A 15,282-nucleotide genomic window follows, 5' to 3' on the forward strand; every position below is an offset into this window, starting at 1 on the left:
CCTCCTTCTAGAAGAAACCGCAGGTGGGCGCGGTGGCGGAGGGGGCGGGGGCCTCCTCGGCGCCGGTCGGGGCGTAGATCTCCAAGCGGGTGCCGTCGGGGTCGTGGAAGAAGATGCCGCCGGAGGCGCCGCCCTCGCGATGGGCGACCACGCCGTCGTACGCGAACTCGGTCCCGCGCTCGCGGAGTTGCTGCTCGGCGGCCCTGACGTCGTCGAGGGCGGGGACCTCGAAGGCGAGGTGGTGGAGGCCGGCGCGCGTCCGGTCGTAGGCGGCGTCGGCCTGCTGCCAGAGGGTGAGGACGAGGGTGCCGTTCTCGCCGAGGAATGCGTAGCGGCTCTCGCCCTCCTTGCCCTCGCCGATCACCTGGAAGCCGAGGACGTCCGCGTAGAAGGCGAGTGAGCGGTCGATGTCGGTGACGTTCAGGCCGATGTGGCCGGTGCGCAGGGTGCTGGGCATGGGGTGCCTCCGTCGATGTGCGGTGCGTGCGGTGCGCGATGCATGGCTAACCTCTTAATTCGATTTTAGAGGTTAGTATCGGAGGGCGTCAACCAGTCACGTACCCTTGAGTGGTTAGCTCGGAAAGGGAGCCAGGAATGCCAGCGACGACCGACCCCCGCCCCCTCACCGGCGAGCCGGTCTCCCTCGACCTGCTCAACACCCGGTGGATGCACGAAGACGTACGGCAGGACCTGCTCACCGGCGTCGACGGACTGCGCGTCTGGCTCGCGAGCGCGGGTCTCGACGGCCGTTTCGCCGCCGACGAGCCGACCCTGGAGCACCTCCTGAGCGCACGCGAGGCGCTGTCGGGTCTGGTCGAAAGCCCCGGCGAGGCCCGCGCCGCCGCCCGGCTGAACGCCGTACTCGACCACGGCCGTATCCGCGCCACGCTCACCGCCGAAGGGCCCGGCGAGCGGCCCGAGTTCGAGGACCCCTCCTGGGGTGCGGCCTGGACGGCCGCCCGCGACTATCTCGACCTCCTGCGCGCCGCCCCCGACCGGATCCGGTCCTGCGCGCACAAATCGTGCATTCTGTACTTCTACGACACCTCGCGGAACGGAACCCGCCGCTGGTGCTCAATGGCCGCCTGCGGCAACCGCGCCAAGGCCTCACGCCACTACGCGCGCACCCGAGACAACTGACGTCAACCCGCGCCCCGTACGCACCAATTGCACCGCCATGCCCCCGATGACGCATGGCGGAAATACGCCATGGCTCCATCCCGCCAGGGTCAAGCCTCCCCAAAATCACGCCATATAAGTAAAGCTGAGCGGTCATCCGGCACCGTATTCCGGACCCTAATCGACACCTTCAGGGATGCTGATGACCTCCGAATCCCCTCGCTCCATACCCGGGGCGAGACGCGCGGCCCGTATAGCGGCCGCAGCCGGTCTGGTGGCCGCACTGGCCGCCTCCGGCGCCGCCCCCGTGTTCGCCGCGAACACCGACGACCCGGCGCCCGTCGCGCCGAAGTCCTCGGCCGACAAGCTCGGTTCGTCCGACGCGAAACTGCTCGACGACGCCCAGGCGAAGGGCGAGAAGACCGTCACGGTCATGGTCGCCACCGCCCCCGGCGCCACCGAGCAGGTGAGCAAGCAGCTCGACGCCGTCGCGGGCGCGAGCGTCGGCAAGACCGACGACAAGCTCGGCTACGTACGGGCCACGATCCCCACCGCCAAGGCGGACGCGGCGATCAAGGCAGCGGAGAAGCTGTCGGCCGTCAAGGGCATCGACCTCAAGCACGAGATCGAGCTGGACGACCCGACGCCCGCCGCGGACACCGCCAAGGGCGCGAAGTCACAGGCCAGCTCCGATGCGTACGCCGCTCCGGGGAAGGACACCCCCGCGAAGAACCCGTACAACCCGTCCTTCGAGACGGGTGCGGTCGACTTCGTGAAGCAGCACCCCAAGGCCGACGGCCGCGGAGTGACCATCGGCATCCTCGACTCGGGTGTGGACCTCGGACACCCGGCGCTGCAGAAGACCTCCACCGGCGAGCGCAAGATCGTCGACTGGGTGACCTCGACGGACCCGATCCTCGACGGTGACGGCAGCTGGCGCGCACAGGTCACCCCTGTGGCGGGCCCCGTCTTCACCGCGTCGAGCGCCACCTGGAAGGCGCCTGCGGGCTCCTACCAGTTCAGCCGCTTCTCCGAGGCGGTCACCGCGGGCGGCGACGAGGCGGGTGACGTCAACCGGGACGGTGACACCACCGACGTCTTCGGAATGCTGTACGACCCGGTGGCCGGCACGGTGCGCGTGGACACCGACCAGGACAACGACTTCACCAACAACGAGCCGATGAAGCCGTACAAGGACGGCTACCAGATCGGCTACTTCGGCAAGGACAACCCGGCGACCCAGGTCGTCGAGCGCATCCCGTTCGTCGTCGAGATCCGCAAGAGCGTCCCGATGGACCCGTACGGCGGCGACTGGGTCGGCAAGAAGGCCGACTTCGTCAACATCGGCATCATCGCCTCCGAGCACGGCACGCACGTCGCGGGCATCACCGCCGCCAACGGCCTGTTCGGCGGCAAGATGAACGGCGCGGCGCCCGGAGCGAAGATCGTCTCCTCGCGCGCCTGCGTCTTCGGCCCGAGCTGCACGAACGTCGCGCTGACCGAGGGCATGATCGACCTCGTCGTCAACCGCCACGTCGACATCGTCAACATGTCGATCGGCGGCCTGCCGGCGCTCAACGACGGCAACAACGCGCGCGCCCTGCTCTACAAGCGCCTCATCGACACCTACGGCGTCCAGCTGGTCATCTCGGCCGGCAACGAGGGCCCGGGCGTCAACACCATCGGCGACCCCGGTCTCGCGGACCACGTCATCTCCGTCGGCGCCACCATCTCCAAGGAGACCTGGGCGTCCAACTACGGCTCGGGTGTCTCCAAGTCGTACGACATGATGCCGTTCTCCTCCCGCGGCCCGCGCGAGGACGGCGGCTTCACGCCGACGCTCTCCGCTCCGGGTGCGGCGATCAACACGACGCAGACCTGGCTGCCCGGTTCGCCGGTCAAGGAGTCGGGTTACTCCCTGCCGGCCGGCTACTCGATGCTCCAGGGCACCTCGATGGCCTCCCCGCAGGCGACCGGCGCGACCGCGCTGCTCATCTCGGCCGCCAAGCAGGCGCACATCGAGCTGGCGCCCGCCGACCTGCGCACCGCGCTGACGTCGACGGCCAAGCACATCAAGGGTGTTCAGGCGTACGCCGAGGGCGCGGGCCTGATCAACATCCTCGGCGCCTGGGACGCGATCAAGGACGGCGCGACCGCCCACGAGTACACGGTGCAGGCCCCGGTCTCCTCCGCGATCTCCTACGCGCTCGCGACCCCGAACGTCGGCACCGGCATCTACGACCGCGAGAGCGGTCTGAAGGCCGGCCAGAAGAAGACGTACGACGTCACGATCACCCGCACCACCGGTCCCGACCGCGCGGTGAAGCACAAGCTGTCGCTGAAGAACAACGACGGCACCTGGCGCATCCTGGGTGACGACGAGGTCGCGCTGCCGCTCGGCACGCCGGTCACCGTCAAGGTCCAGGCGCGTCCGGACTCCGCCGGTGTGCACAGCGCCATCCTCGAGGTGAACGACAAGCGCACCGAGGGCGTGGACCAGCAGATCATGGTCACCGCCATCGTCTCGACGCCGCTCGCCTCGCCGTCGTACACCTTCAAGAACTCGAGCTCGGTGCAGCGCAACAGCACCAAGTCGTACTTCGTCACCGTCCCGGCGGGCGCGAAGACCCTTGAGGTCGGCATGAGCGCGCTGCGCTCGGGCAGCCAGACCCGCTTCATCTCGATCCACCCGTACGGTGTGGCCGTCGACGACAGCGGCACGCCGAACTGCTACCCGAACTACGACAACCCGGCCAACACCTGCCGTCCGGACCTGCGTTCCTACGCGGACCCGACGCCGGGCGTCTGGGAGATCGAGGTCGAGGCGCGCCGCACCTCGCCGTACCTCGACAACCCGTACAAGCTGGATGTCGCGCTCCTGGGCGCCACCTTCGACCCGGCGGTCAAGGTGATCCCCGAGGCGAAGATCGGCACCCCGGCAGCGGTGGACTGGAAGGTCACCAACGGCTTCGCCGCGATCACCGGCGGCAAGCTGAAGGGCGGCTCGCTCGGCTCCGCGAAGGTCGCCAAGCCGACCATCGCCAACGGTGAGACCCAGACCACCACGGTCACCATCGGTGAGGGCGTCGAGCGTCTGGACGTCGCCATCGGCGGTGTCTCGGACAACGCGGCCGACCTGGACCTCACGGTCTACAAGGGCGCCACGCAGGTCGCGCAGTCCGCGGACGGCGACTCGGAGGAGGCGGTCAGCATCCTCAAGCCCGCCGCCGGTACGTACACCATCGAGGTCGCGGGTTACTCGGTCCCGTCCGGGTCGACGACCTACAACTACCGCGATGTGTACTACGCCCCGGCGCTCGGCACGGTCTCGGTCGACGAGTCGAAGGCCATCTCCCTGGCCAACGGCGCATCGGCCCAGGTCAGCGCCACTGTCACGGCAGCCGCTGCGGCCCCCGAGGGCCGTGAGTTCTTCGGCGAGGTACAGCTGCTGAACGGCCGCGGCACCGTCGCGGGCAGCGGCAGCGTCCAGATCGAGAAGGTCACGCCGTAACGGCAGGACTCTCTGAGCGGTACGGCAGCGGGGCGGGCGCTCTTCGGAGCTCCCGCCCCGCTGTGCGTGCCGGGTGTCCGTCCTCCGCTGTCCGTCCCCCGGACAATGGATTGGACAAGGCACACCCGGACATACGCATCATGGAACAACACGCTGGTCAGCAGTCACGTACGGAGGAGTCACCGTGAGGGTCGGAATCGTCGGAGCCACCGGTCAGGTCGGCACAGTCATGCGCAAGATCCTCGTCGAGCGGGACTTCCCGGTCGACGAGCTGCGTCTGTTCGCCTCCGCGCGCTCGGCCGGCACGACCCTGGACGGTGTGACGGTCGAGGACGCCTCCACCGCCGACTACTCCGGCCTGGACATCGTGCTCTTCTCCGCCGGTGGCGCCACCTCCAAGGTGCTCGCGGAGAAGGTCGCCTCCCAGGGCGCCGTCGTGATCGACAACTCCTCCGCCTGGCGCCGCGACCCCGAGGTTCCCCTCGTCGTCTCCGAGGTCAACCCTCACGCGATCGCGAACCGCCCCAAGGGCATCATCGCCAACCCGAACTGCACGACCATGGCCGCGATGCCGGTCCTGCGCGCCCTGCACGACGAGTCCGCGCTGACCGCGATCGTCGCCACCACCTATCAGGCCGTCTCCGGGTCGGGTCTGGCGGGCGTCACCGAGCTGCACGGCCAGGCGCAGAAGGTCGTCGCCGAGGCCGACAAGCTGGTGCACGACGGCGGGGCCGTGGACTTCCCCGAGCCCGCCGTCTACAAGCGCCCCATCGCCTTCAACGTCCTGCCGCTGGCCGGTGCGATCGTCGACGACGGCTCCTTCGAGACCGACGAGGAGCAGAAGCTCCGCAACGAGTCCCGCAAGATCCTGGAGATCCCGGAGCTGAAGGTCTCGGGCACCTGCGTCCGCGTCCCGGTCTTCACGGGTCACTCCCTCCAGATCAACGCCCGCTTCGAGCGCCCCCTGTCCGTGGAGCGCGCGTACGAGGTCCTCCAGAGCGCCCCCGGCGTCGAGCTCTCCGAGATCCCGACGCCGCTCCAGGCGGCCGGCCAGGACGTCAGTTACGTGGGCCGGATCCGCAACGACGAGACCGCCGAGAACTCGCTCGCGCTCTTCGTCTCGGGCGACAACCTCCGCAAGGGCGCCGCGCTCAACGCCGTCCAGATCGCGGAGCTGGTGGCTGCCGAGCTCAAGGGCTGACCTTTCCTGGCTCGTACGCACTGGGCCCCGCCCGACCCTCTCCGGGGTCGGGCGGGGCCCAGTGCGTACTGCTGTCCCCGCTACGCGGCCGCGTCGGCCGCCTGCGCCTTCAGGGCCCGCTCGACGCCCGAGCGCGACTCCGAGATCAGGCGGCGCAGCGCGGCGTTCGGCTCCGCCGAAGCCAGCCAGGCGTCCGTCGCGTCCAGCGTCGCCTGCGAGACCTGCAGCGACGGGTAGAGCCCGATGGCCACCTGCTGCGCCATCTCGTGGCTGCGCGAGTCCCACACACCCTTGACCGCGGCGAAGTACTTCTCCGTGTACGGGGCGAGCAGCTCGCGCTGGTCGGTCTGTACGAAGCCGCCGATCACGGCCTCCTGCAGCGAGTTGGGCAGGGTGTCCGACTCCACGACCGAGGCCCAGGCCTCCGCCTTCGCCGCCTCGACGGGCCGCGCGGCACGCGCGGAGGCGGCGTGGCGCTCGCCCGCGGACGTCTTGTCCAGTGCGAGCTCGGCCTCGATCTCCTCCACGTCGAACCGGCCTACGGCGGCGAGCCGCTGCACGAACGCCCAGCGGAGCTCGGTGTCGACGGCGAGACCCTCGATGGAGTCCGTGCCCTCCAACAGGCCCTGCAGCAGGTCCAGTTGGATGGGCGTGCGGGCCGTGGCCGCGAAGGCCCTGGCCCAGGCCAGCTGGTGGTCACTGGCCGGCTCGGCGCCCCGCAGGTGCGCCAGCGTGGCGTCCGTCCACTGCGTCAGACCGGCCTCGCGCCACTCCGGGGCGGCGTACAGGTCGAGGGCCAGCTTCACCTGGCGGTGCAGCGACTGCACCACACCGATGTCCGTCTCCTTGCCGATGCCCGAGAGCACCAGGGCCAGGTAGTCACGGGTGGCGAGCTCGCCGTCGCGCGTCATGTCCCAGGCGGACGCCCAGCTCAGTGCGCGCGGCAGCGACTCCGTGAAGTCGCCGAGGTGCGCGGTGACGACCCGCAGGGACTCCTCGTCGAGGCGGACCTTGGCGTAGCTGAGGTCGTCGTCGTTGAGCAGGACGACGTCGGGGCGGACCGTCCCGGCGGGGAAGGGCACCTCGGTGCGCTCGCCGTCGACGTCCAGCTCGATGCGGCTGGTCCGGACGAGCTTGCCGTCCTGGAGGTCGTAGCAGCCGATGGCGATGCGGTGCGGGCGCAGCGTGGGCTCGCCCTTCGCTCCGGCGGGCAGCGCGGGCGCCTCCTGCTTGACGAAGAAGGAGGTGACGACGCCGTCCGCGTCGACCTCGATCTCGGGCCGCAGGATGTTGATGCCCGCGGTCTCGAGCCATGCCTTCGACCAGGTCTTCAGGTCACGGCCGGAGGTCTTCTCCAGGGCGCCGAGCAGATCGCTGAGCCGTGTGTTCCCGAAGGCGTGGGCCTTGAAGTAGGCCTGGACGCCCGCGAAGAACTCGTCCATTCCGACGTACGCGACGAGCTGCTTGAGGACGCTCGCGCCCTTGGCGTAGGTGATGCCGTCGAAGTTGACGAGGACGTCGTCCAGGTCACGGATGTCGGCCATGATCGGGTGCGTGGACGGCAGCTGGTCCTGCCGGTAGGCCCAGGTCTTCATGGAGTTGGCGAACGTCGTCCACGAGTGCGGCCACTTGGAGCCCTCGGCGTACGCCTGGCAGGCGATGGAGGTGTACGTGGCGAACGACTCGTTCAGCCACAGGTCGTTCCACCACTCCATGGTGACGAGGTCGCCGAACCACATGTGCGCGAGCTCGTGCAGGATCGTCTCGGCCCGCGTCTCGTACGCCGCGTCCGTCACCTTCGAGCGGAAGACGTACTGGTCGCGGATGGTCACCGCGCCCGCGTTCTCCATGGCGCCGGCGTTGAACTCCGGCACGAAGAGCTGGTCGTACTTGGCGAAGGGGTAGGCGTAGTCGAACTTCTCCTGGAACCAGTCGAAGCCCTGCCGGGTGACGTCGAAGATCGCGTCCGAGTCGAGGAACTCGGCCAGCGAGGGACGGCAGTAGATGCCGAGGGGAACGGACTGGCCGTCCTTCTCGTAGCTGCTGTGCACCGAGTGGTACGGGCCGACGATCAGGGCCGTGATGTACGAGGAGATCCGCGGCGTCGGCTCGAAGGCCCACACGTGGTCCTTGGGCTCGGGCGTCGGCGAGTTGGAGATCACGGTCCAGCCCTCGGGGGCCTTGACCGTGAACTGGAAGGTCGCCTTCAGGTCCGGCTGCTCGAAGGAGGCGAAGACGCGGCGCGCGTCCGGGACCTCGAACTGCGTGTAGAGGTAGGCCTGTTCGTCGACGGGGTCGACGAAGCGGTGCAGACCCTCGCCCGTGTTGGTGTACGCGCAGTCCGCGACGACCCGGAGCTCGTTGGGACCGGAGATCAGTCCGGCCAGCGCGATGCGCGAGTCCTGGAAGACGGCCGCGGCGTCCAGCGCGTCACCGTTCAGCACGACCTCGTGCACGGTGGGCGCGACGAGGTCGATGAAGGTCTCGGCCCCGGCCTCCGCGCTCTGGAAGCGCACGGTGGTCACGGACCGGTAGGTGCCGCCCTCCTGTGCGCCGCTCAGATCGAGGTCGATCTCGTACGAGTCGACGGTGAGCAGGCGCGCCCGCTGCTGCGCCTCGTCGCGGGTCAGATTCGTGCCAGGCACCTGGGCATCTCCTCGGTATGTGACGTTTCCGGCCATCCTTCCACGCCCCGAGGGTGTGGGTCAGTCCGTATTTCCCAGGGCTGAACTCAAGGGGATCCGAGCTGTTCGGCAGCCCACCGGGCCCACTCCTCCTGGGCGGCGCTGATCCGCAGCCCGTACTCCAGCGCGAGGCGCCCGTGGACCGAGATCGGGTCGTCGCCCCAGTCGATCGACGCCTCCAGCTCCTTCAGCCCGTTGCGCTGCCGCTCGGCGCGGGCGGCCTCGGTGGCGAGGTAGGTCCTGGCCTCCAGCGGCGTGAGGACGCCGAGGAAGAAGACCCGCAGCAGCAGGTCGCTCCGTCTGACCCGGGTGGGCTCGACCTCGGTGAGCCAGTGGCGCAGCTCGGTGAGGCCCGGCTCGGTCAAGGCGTACTCCTTGCGCCCGCGAGGGCCTTCCGAGGCGACCTCGATGAGACCGGCGTCGGTGAGCTTCCCCAGCTCCCCGTACACCTGGCTCTGGGTCGCGGGCCAGGCGTTGGCCAGCGAGGACTCGAACAGCTTCATCAAGTCGTAGCCGCTGGCCGGCTTTTCGGCGAGCAGCCCGAGAACAGCGTGGCGAAGACTCATGGACTCCACTTTACCTTCCACTCTTGACACGTCAATGCAGGACCTTCTACTTTTGACATGTCGAAGTTGGAACGCAAGGCCGGACCGAACTAGGAGCTCCTCATGAACTACCTGCGCGGCTTTCTCCCGTGGATCGCGTTCGCCGTCGTTTCCTCCGCGGGCTGGCAGTGGGGAGCAGTGACGGGTCTGGCGCTGGGCGCCTGGCTGCTGGTCAAGGACCGCCAGGCCGGCGAGGCCGCCGGAGCGAAGATCCTGGAGATCAGCACCGTCGCCTACTTCGCGGTCCTCACCGTCTTCGCCTTCGCCCGCCCCGACAGCGGTCTGCAGGACTACAGCGGCACGCTCTCCTTCGGCTGGCTGGCCGTGACCGCCTGGGCCACGCTGGCCGTGGGCCGCCCCTTCACCACCGGCATAGCCCGCAAGCAGGCGCCGGAGGCGGTCTGGCACACGCCGCTCTTCCGCCGCATCAATGTGGTGATCACCGCCTTCTGGGCGGCCTCCTTCACCGTGACCGCCGCCGTACTGGTCGCCGTGTACGCCAATGACCTCGGCAGCGGAGTCTCCACCGCCGTCCAGGTCGCCGGCTTCGCGGTCGCCGCGGTCTTCACCGCCCGCTACCCGGAGCGCGCCCGGGCCCGCGTCACCCAGGCCTGAGCACCAGTCCGGAGAGTCCGCCCAGCGCAACGTCCGAATACCGCCGGAAACGGCCCGCGGCCGGAAGGAGTCTGGAGTCATGACGAACTACACCGCACTCGCGATCCCCCCGGCAGCCCTCAAGGAGCTCCGCTCCACCGACGACGCGGGCCGCGCCTGCGCCCCGTACACCGCCACCGAAGCCGGCTCCCCGCTCCGCTGCTGCCTGCGCCCCGTCCACGAGGGCGAGGAGATCGCCCTCGTCTCGTACGCACCGCTGCGCCGCTGGGCAGCAGAGACCTGGGCCAAGCCGGGCGCGTACGACGAGCAGGGCCCGGTCTTCATCCACGCCGAGGAGTGCGAGGGCCCGGCCGAGGCCCCCGAGGAGTACCCCTTCAGCCGCCCCGGCGCCCTGCGCACGCTCCGCCGCTACAACGCCGAGGGCCACATAGTCGGCGGCCGCCTCCTGGAGATACCGGAGACAGCCGCCGAGGGGTTCGACACGGCCCTCGCGGAAGCGTTCGCCGAGCCGGAGGTCGCGCTGGTGCACATCAGGGCCGTGGAGTACGGCTGCTTCCAGTTCGAGGTCCGCAGGCCGTAACGGGGGCCTGGTCGCCGTCGTCGACGAGCAGCTTCCCGGCCAGGTCCAGCATGGTTCGCACATGGAGCTCCGTCTGCGCGGCGACCGGGACCCAGCGGGGGTCGTACGTCTCCTCGAGCTCCCGGCACCATGCGCGCACCAGGCCGGTGAGTGCGTCGGCGGTGGCGGGTTCGGTGACTTCCAGAGCCCTGCGCATCATGGCTGCCGCGCGCAGAGGGATACGGCGGGCTGCGAGAGCAAGTGAAGCGAAATGGCCCTCGACGGTGCGCAACCCGCCCTGTGCGTACGGATCCTCCGCGTACGAATCCCAGGTGCCGACGATCGAGGGAGCGACGTCGATGAGCTCCTGAGCCGCGGTACGGATCGGAATCAGCCCCTCGGGCACAGCGGTGTCACCCGCGCCGAGTGCGTCCGTCAACTGCCCTGTCCTGCGCAGCAACAGCTCACGCGCCCTTGCCAGCTCTTTGCCCGGGTCGGCTGCGGGACGCCCGTCACTCACCGAGGTCAGGCCCCAGGAGGGTGTCTCGACGATGGCGGTGACCGTGCCGTGCCTCAGTGGGTACGTCCAGGTCATCTCGGAGACGAACCCGCTGGCATCGCGTTCACCACGTGTGCGCGCACCGGGCAGCACCAGCACACCCGGCCCGTCCTCGTCCCAGTCGACGGAGTCGTAGGGCCGGTGCTCCAGCGGGACGCCCAAGCGCCCCGCCGTCTCCCTGAAGTCATGAGCAGCACCGGGCACCGGCCGCGTCAACTGCAGGAAAGCGCCGCCGAACTCGATGCCGTGCAACGAGAACTGCACCGTCGGCCGCAGTTCGTCGAGGAGCCGTACGAGCGCCGACGACTCGGGGAGCGGGTCCCGGCCGTCGCCCTGCGCGGGCAACGACTCCGGCTGACAGACGAACGCGGGCCGGTAGAAGTGCCGGTGGTAGCCCTCCAAAGAAGGATCCGCCTCCCCCGGCGCCCACCCCTGCGCCAGACGCGCGCCGTCCGGGTCGAGGCAGAGCAGCATGTGCCATGTGCAGTCGAGCAGTTCGAGAAGCTCGGGCGCGCGGGCCAACTCACCGGCGAGCCGCAGCGCGGAGGCCCCGCCCACCGGTTCGTTCGCGTGCGCGCCGGACACGGTGAGCACATGGCGCTCCCCCCGCCCGGCCGACAGCAGCCAGAGCGGAGACCCCGCCCTGCTCTCGCCCACGGTGCGCAGTCCCAGGGTTTCCGGGTGCGCGGCGACCAGCGCGCGGGCCTGCAGTTCCAGCTCGTCGATCGTCGGATACCACGGTGTCCGCACGCCGGCCCTCCACTCAGCTGCCGTTGGAGTTGCTGTCCCCGGTCGTCTCTTTCTTGTCCAGCGGGCGTATCACGATCTTCGTGGCCATGTTCACTCCGTTTCGTCAACTCGCCTGTCACACACGGTTGTTGCCAACATTCATCCGCATGAACAAGAGTGTCAAGGGCACGCATCCGTGACGGGAGGTGGCTCTGTGGCCAAAAACGTGGGGTCCCTGCGGCGACCCCGCATCAAGCCGGAGCACCGGGCCTACCGGACCGTCGACGGCCATGTCCGCATCGGGAGCGTGATCCACGGCATCGGCTCGGAGATCCTGGACGAGCAGGGCTGGGTCTGGTCCCTGGTGCAGAACCTGGACGGATCCCGCACCCCGCAGGCAGTCGCGTCAGAGGTGCTGCGCTGTCATCCCGCACTGGAGAACGAGGACGTCCTGCAGGCCATGGCCGACCTGTGGGAAGCCGGCTTCCTGGACGACGCCGCGCCTCCCCCGCCCGACCTGTCCACGCGCGAACAGACCCGCTACAGCCGCGGCGTACCTCTGCTGCGGTGGATGGATCTCAGCCCGCGGGAGAGCCCCTGGGATGCCCAACTCGCCCTGCGTCAAGCGAAGGTCCTGCTCATCGGCACCGGCGGCACGGGCGGTTCCGCCGCCCAGGCGCTCGTCGCGTCCGGGGTGGGCCTGATGCACTGCGTGGACCCCGACACGGTCGAGCTGTCCAACCTCAATCGCCAGCTCCTCTACCGGGAGCGCCACATCGGCGAACCCAAGGTCCGGATCGCGGTGGAGGACCTACGGGCGCTCAACTCGGACGTGGTCGTCACCGGCGAGCAGTGCACTGTGGGAAGCCCCGCCGATTTCTCCGCTCTGCTCCCCGGTTACGACGTGATGTTGCTCGCCGCCGACCGGCCGACGGACATCCGGCGCTGGGCCAACCGCGCCTGCCTGGACGCCGGAGTCCCCTGGGCCGTCGCCGGATACCGCGGCCCCCTGGTCACGGTGGGCGTCCACGTACCCGGCCGGGGCGGCTGCTGGGAGTGCCTGCGCACCGGGGAGGTGGAGCGGCGCGATCTGCGGCTCGGGCCGGATCAGGACGAGTCCGCCGCCTCGCCCCGTATGCCTTGGAATCCTGCGAACGCCGTGACGGCCGGACTTTCGGGAAGCCTCCTCGCCCATGCCGCCGTCGCCCTGCTCACCGGCATCCCGCGCATGGAGCCCGGGGTGCGGTACGGAATCAATCTCATGACCCCCGGCGAACCGGTCCTGGACCGTTTCCCGCGTAGGCCCGACTGCCCCGCGTGCGGCGACGACCGGCGCGGAGGCGACCGCCCGTGACGGTGACACCCACCCGGATCCGCCTCCACTGCCTGGCCGCACGTCGGGACGGTACGGAGTGGATCGTCGGCCGGATGGCCACCGGCCGCTTCGTGGCGCTCCCCGACACCGGCAAACGCTGCCTGGACCTCCTCGGGGAGGGCCTCGGCGTCGCCGAGGTCGCCGACCGGATACAGCGGGAGAGCGGGGAGGACATCGACGTACCCGACTTCGTCGCAGCCCTCGTCGACCTGGGATTCGTAGCCGCTGCGGACGGCCTGCCCCTGCCGTCGGAGAAGGTGCCCGCACCCGCCCTGCCTCGGATCCGACCCCGGCACGTCCGGTGGACCCTGCATCCGGCCGTGCCTGCAGCGATCGGCCTGCTGATCGGCGCGGCGGTCGTCGCTCAGGTGCTGCACGCCCCCATGTCCTTCAACTACCGCTCGCTCCTGTGGAGTTCCCACGGAAGCCTGGTGATCGCCACCGGCGCGGCAGCGGGCTGGGCCCTGCTCCTGCTGCACGAGTGCGCACATCTGCTGACGGCGCGGGCCACAGGGGTGCCCGGCCGTATGCGCCTCGGCACCCGTCTGCAGTTCCTGGTGGTGCAGACGGACATCAGCGGCATCGAACTCGCCCCGCGGCGACACCGGTTGACGGCGTATCTGGCCGGTATCGCCACCAATCTGACCGTCGCCGCGACGGGGATCCTGCTCATTCCCCTCACCGCACCGGCCACCACGTCGCATCGGCTGCTGTCGGCGCTGACGCTGCTGGCGCTGGTGCCGCTCCCGTTCCAGCTCCTGGTCTTCATGCGTACCGATCTCTACTTCGTGGTGCAGGACCTCACGCGGTGCCGGGATCTGTACGGCGACGGGACCGCCTACGCGCGGTACACGGCCCGCCGGCTGGTACGGGCCGCCCTCCGCCGTACGGCGGCCGAGGACGACCCCAGCCGCGAACTGCCCGCCCACGAGCGGCGGGCCGTGCGCACGTACAGCATGGTGCTGGTCGTGGGCACGGCCCTGTGTCTGTTGTTCCTCGCCACGGTCACGCTCCCCGCCGACGCCACACTCCTCGCCCGCGCTGTCACCGCCCTGGGCCCGTCCCACTCCTGGCCGCGGAACCTCGACGCGGCGACGGTGGTCGTCGCACTCGGCGGGGTGCATCTGCTGTGGGTACGGACCTGGTGGCGCAACCGCCGTACCAGGAAGCAGATGTGACGGCTGCCGCCTGTCAGCCCTGGCGGTGCCTGGCCCGCAGGTCCTCGCGGCCCGCCTCCGTCAGCTCGCCGTGCAGGCGCATCCGGGCCACTCCCCCGTCGGGGAACGTGTCGAGGCGTACGTGGGTGGCGACGGCCAGGGCTGCGAGGGGGAAGCGGTGCAGGGTGTCGGGCTGGAGCTTGGTGCGGGGGATGATCTCGAACCATTCGCCCGTCTCGCCGTTGCGGCCGCTCAGTGCGATCCAGCCCGCCGAGTTGCCCTTGAGGTAGGCCGTGTCGATCTCCACCGCGCGGATCGCGCCCTGGGCCGCCAGGCGGAAGCGGACCCAGTCGTTCGTGCCGCGGACCCGGCGCCTGCGATTCTCCCAGCCGTCGTCCATCTTGCGCGAGGTGCCGGGCAGGATGATCTGCGTCGGGGAGGAGTAGAAGCGGTCCGAGGCGTCCTCGTACGCGCCTCCGTTGAGGACCGAGACCAGGTCGATCGTGCCCAGCAGGTCCAGCCACTCCGGGTCCGGGACGACCTCGCCGTGGACGCGGAGGCGGGCTATGCCGCCGTCGGGGTGCTGGTTGAGGCGCAGGTGGGTCCAGCGGCGGGTGGAGGTGATCTCGAAGCCGTTGGCGGCGTGGCCGCGTACGGGCGTCGGCGGGATCAGCTCCTCCCACTTCACGTCGTCGGCGAGCAGCTGCTCCGGGCTCGGGGTGCCCTCGACCGACGCCGCCTGGATCGACACCCGCTGCGGGTAGTTGCCGCGGAAGTGGGCCGTGTCGACGACGATTCCCTTGATCACGCCGGGGGCGCCGAGACGGATCAGCGCCCAGTCGTGGTCCTCCGGGGCCGGGAACGGGTCGGTCTCCGTGCCCCGGCGGCGGCGGGTCTCCCAGCCGTCCATGATCTTGCCCTTGTGGCCGAAGTGCTCGGGGTCGAAGACCGCCGGCTCGCGGACCAGCAGGTTCTCGCGCTCGGCGAAGAACTCGTCGTTCGCGGCGACCACACCCGCACCCAGGCGCCGGTCGGCCAGGTCGACCAGCTCCGTGAAGGGGTGCTCGAAGGGGCGGTAGTCGGCGTACGGGTCGCCTCCGCCGTAGGGGGCTGCGTCGTTGGCGTGCGGGTTCTCGGGCTGGTTCTCCTGCTGCGTCGTCATGCTTCG

Annotated in this window: 12 protein-coding genes; 7 read left to right on the forward strand and 5 right to left on the reverse strand. The window is 69.9% G+C overall.

Annotated elements, in window-relative coordinates; all coding sequences use genetic code 11:
• Window positions 1–7: 7 nt before the first annotated feature.
• The gene (locus OG707_RS12060) at window positions 8–457 is read right to left on the reverse strand and encodes a VOC family protein (RefSeq protein ID WP_329117329.1); all 450 of its coding nucleotides are present in this window, start codon (window positions 455–457) and stop codon (window positions 8–10) included.
• A 137-nt stretch (window positions 458–594) separates the two neighbouring features.
• On the opposite strand from OG707_RS12060, the gene OG707_RS12065 reads away from it, so the two are divergent.
• From OG707_RS12065 to OG707_RS12075, 3 genes are all read left to right on the forward strand, one after another.
• Window positions 595–1,140, forward strand: a complete 546-nt coding sequence (locus OG707_RS12065; protein ID WP_329117330.1) for a CGNR zinc finger domain-containing protein — start codon at window positions 595–597, stop codon at window positions 1,138–1,140.
• Between the two features lie 181 nt (window positions 1,141–1,321).
• Window positions 1,322–4,630 carry a S8 family serine peptidase gene (locus OG707_RS12070; protein WP_329117332.1) on the forward strand — a complete coding sequence of 1,103 codons (3,309 nt, stop codon included), beginning with the start codon at window positions 1,322–1,324 and terminating at the stop codon, window positions 4,628–4,630.
• A gap of 184 nt (window positions 4,631–4,814) precedes the next feature.
• Window positions 4,815–5,831 (forward strand): aspartate-semialdehyde dehydrogenase, encoded by a 1,017-nt coding sequence (locus OG707_RS12075; RefSeq protein WP_329117334.1) that lies wholly within the window; start codon window positions 4,815–4,817, stop codon window positions 5,829–5,831.
• 80 nt (window positions 5,832–5,911) lie between these two features.
• Here the strand turns inward: OG707_RS12075 and pepN are convergent, their stop codons facing one another.
• Together pepN and OG707_RS12085 are read right to left on the reverse strand one after the other, a co-directional pair.
• The gene (gene pepN / locus OG707_RS12080; RefSeq protein WP_329117337.1) at window positions 5,912–8,476 is read right to left on the reverse strand and encodes an aminopeptidase N; all 2,565 of its coding nucleotides are present in this window, start codon (window positions 8,474–8,476) and stop codon (window positions 5,912–5,914) included.
• A gap of 86 nt (window positions 8,477–8,562) precedes the next feature.
• Window positions 8,563–9,081 (reverse strand): PadR family transcriptional regulator, encoded by a 519-nt coding sequence (locus tag OG707_RS12085; protein ID WP_329117339.1) that lies wholly within the window; start codon window positions 9,079–9,081, stop codon window positions 8,563–8,565.
• 102 nt (window positions 9,082–9,183) lie between these two features.
• Here OG707_RS12085 and OG707_RS12090 point away from each other — a divergent pair, with 102 nt between their 5' ends.
• A complete protein-coding gene (locus OG707_RS12090) occupies window positions 9,184–9,735 on the forward strand; it encodes a hypothetical protein (RefSeq protein WP_329117341.1) in 552 nt (183 codons plus the stop codon).
• A gap of 79 nt (window positions 9,736–9,814) precedes the next feature.
• Window positions 9,815–10,315, forward strand: coding sequence for a DUF1203 domain-containing protein (locus tag OG707_RS12095; RefSeq protein ID WP_329117343.1), 501 nt, complete (start codon window positions 9,815–9,817; stop codon window positions 10,313–10,315).
• On the opposite strand, the gene OG707_RS12100 is transcribed toward OG707_RS12095, so the two are convergent.
• Window positions 10,266–11,603 carry a M14 family zinc carboxypeptidase gene (locus OG707_RS12100; RefSeq protein WP_329117345.1) on the reverse strand — a complete coding sequence of 446 codons (1,338 nt, stop codon included), beginning with the start codon at window positions 11,601–11,603 and terminating at the stop codon, window positions 10,266–10,268. The two genes, OG707_RS12095 and OG707_RS12100, sit on opposite strands and share 50 nt — an antisense overlap.
• A 193-nt stretch (window positions 11,604–11,796) precedes the next feature.
• Here OG707_RS12100 and OG707_RS12105 point away from each other — a divergent pair, with 193 nt between their 5' ends.
• The gene (locus tag OG707_RS12105; protein ID WP_329117347.1) at window positions 11,797–12,936 is read left to right on the forward strand and encodes a HesA/MoeB/ThiF family protein; all 1,140 of its coding nucleotides are present in this window, start codon (window positions 11,797–11,799) and stop codon (window positions 12,934–12,936) included.
• Entirely contained in the window at window positions 12,933–14,135 is a 1,203-nt protein-coding gene (locus tag OG707_RS12110; protein WP_329117349.1) for a hypothetical protein, read from the forward strand. The genes OG707_RS12105 and OG707_RS12110 overlap by 4 nt, the downstream gene beginning before the upstream one ends.
• Window positions 14,136–14,148: 13 nt before the next feature.
• On the opposite strand, the gene alc is transcribed toward OG707_RS12110, so the two are convergent.
• Window positions 14,149–15,276: an allantoicase gene (alc, locus tag OG707_RS12115; protein ID WP_329117351.1), complete on the reverse strand. Its 1,128-nt coding sequence runs from the start codon at window positions 15,274–15,276 to the stop codon at window positions 14,149–14,151.
• Window positions 15,277–15,282: the final 6 nt, after the last annotated feature.

The sequence above is a fragment of the Streptomyces sp. NBC_01465 genome, from assembly GCF_036227325.1.
Classification (GTDB): domain Bacteria; phylum Actinomycetota; class Actinomycetes; order Streptomycetales; family Streptomycetaceae; genus Streptomyces.

Coding starts and splice junctions, on each gene's coding strand:
- alc (WP_329117351.1), bottom strand. CDS start 15,276: ATGACGACGCAGCAGGAGAACCAGCCCGAGAACCCGCACGCCAACGAC.
- OG707_RS12065 (WP_329117330.1), top strand. CDS start 595: ATGCCAGCGACGACCGACCCCCGCCCCCTCACCGGCGAGCCGGTCTCC.
- OG707_RS12095 (WP_329117343.1), top strand. CDS start 9,815: ATGACGAACTACACCGCACTCGCGATCCCCCCGGCAGCCCTCAAGGAG.
- OG707_RS12090 (WP_329117341.1), top strand. CDS start 9,184: ATGAACTACCTGCGCGGCTTTCTCCCGTGGATCGCGTTCGCCGTCGTT.
- OG707_RS12060 (WP_329117329.1), bottom strand. CDS start 457: ATGCCCAGCACCCTGCGCACCGGCCACATCGGCCTGAACGTCACCGAC.
- OG707_RS12070 (WP_329117332.1), top strand. CDS start 1,322: ATGACCTCCGAATCCCCTCGCTCCATACCCGGGGCGAGACGCGCGGCC.
- OG707_RS12085 (WP_329117339.1), bottom strand. CDS start 9,081: ATGAGTCTTCGCCACGCTGTTCTCGGGCTGCTCGCCGAAAAGCCGGCC.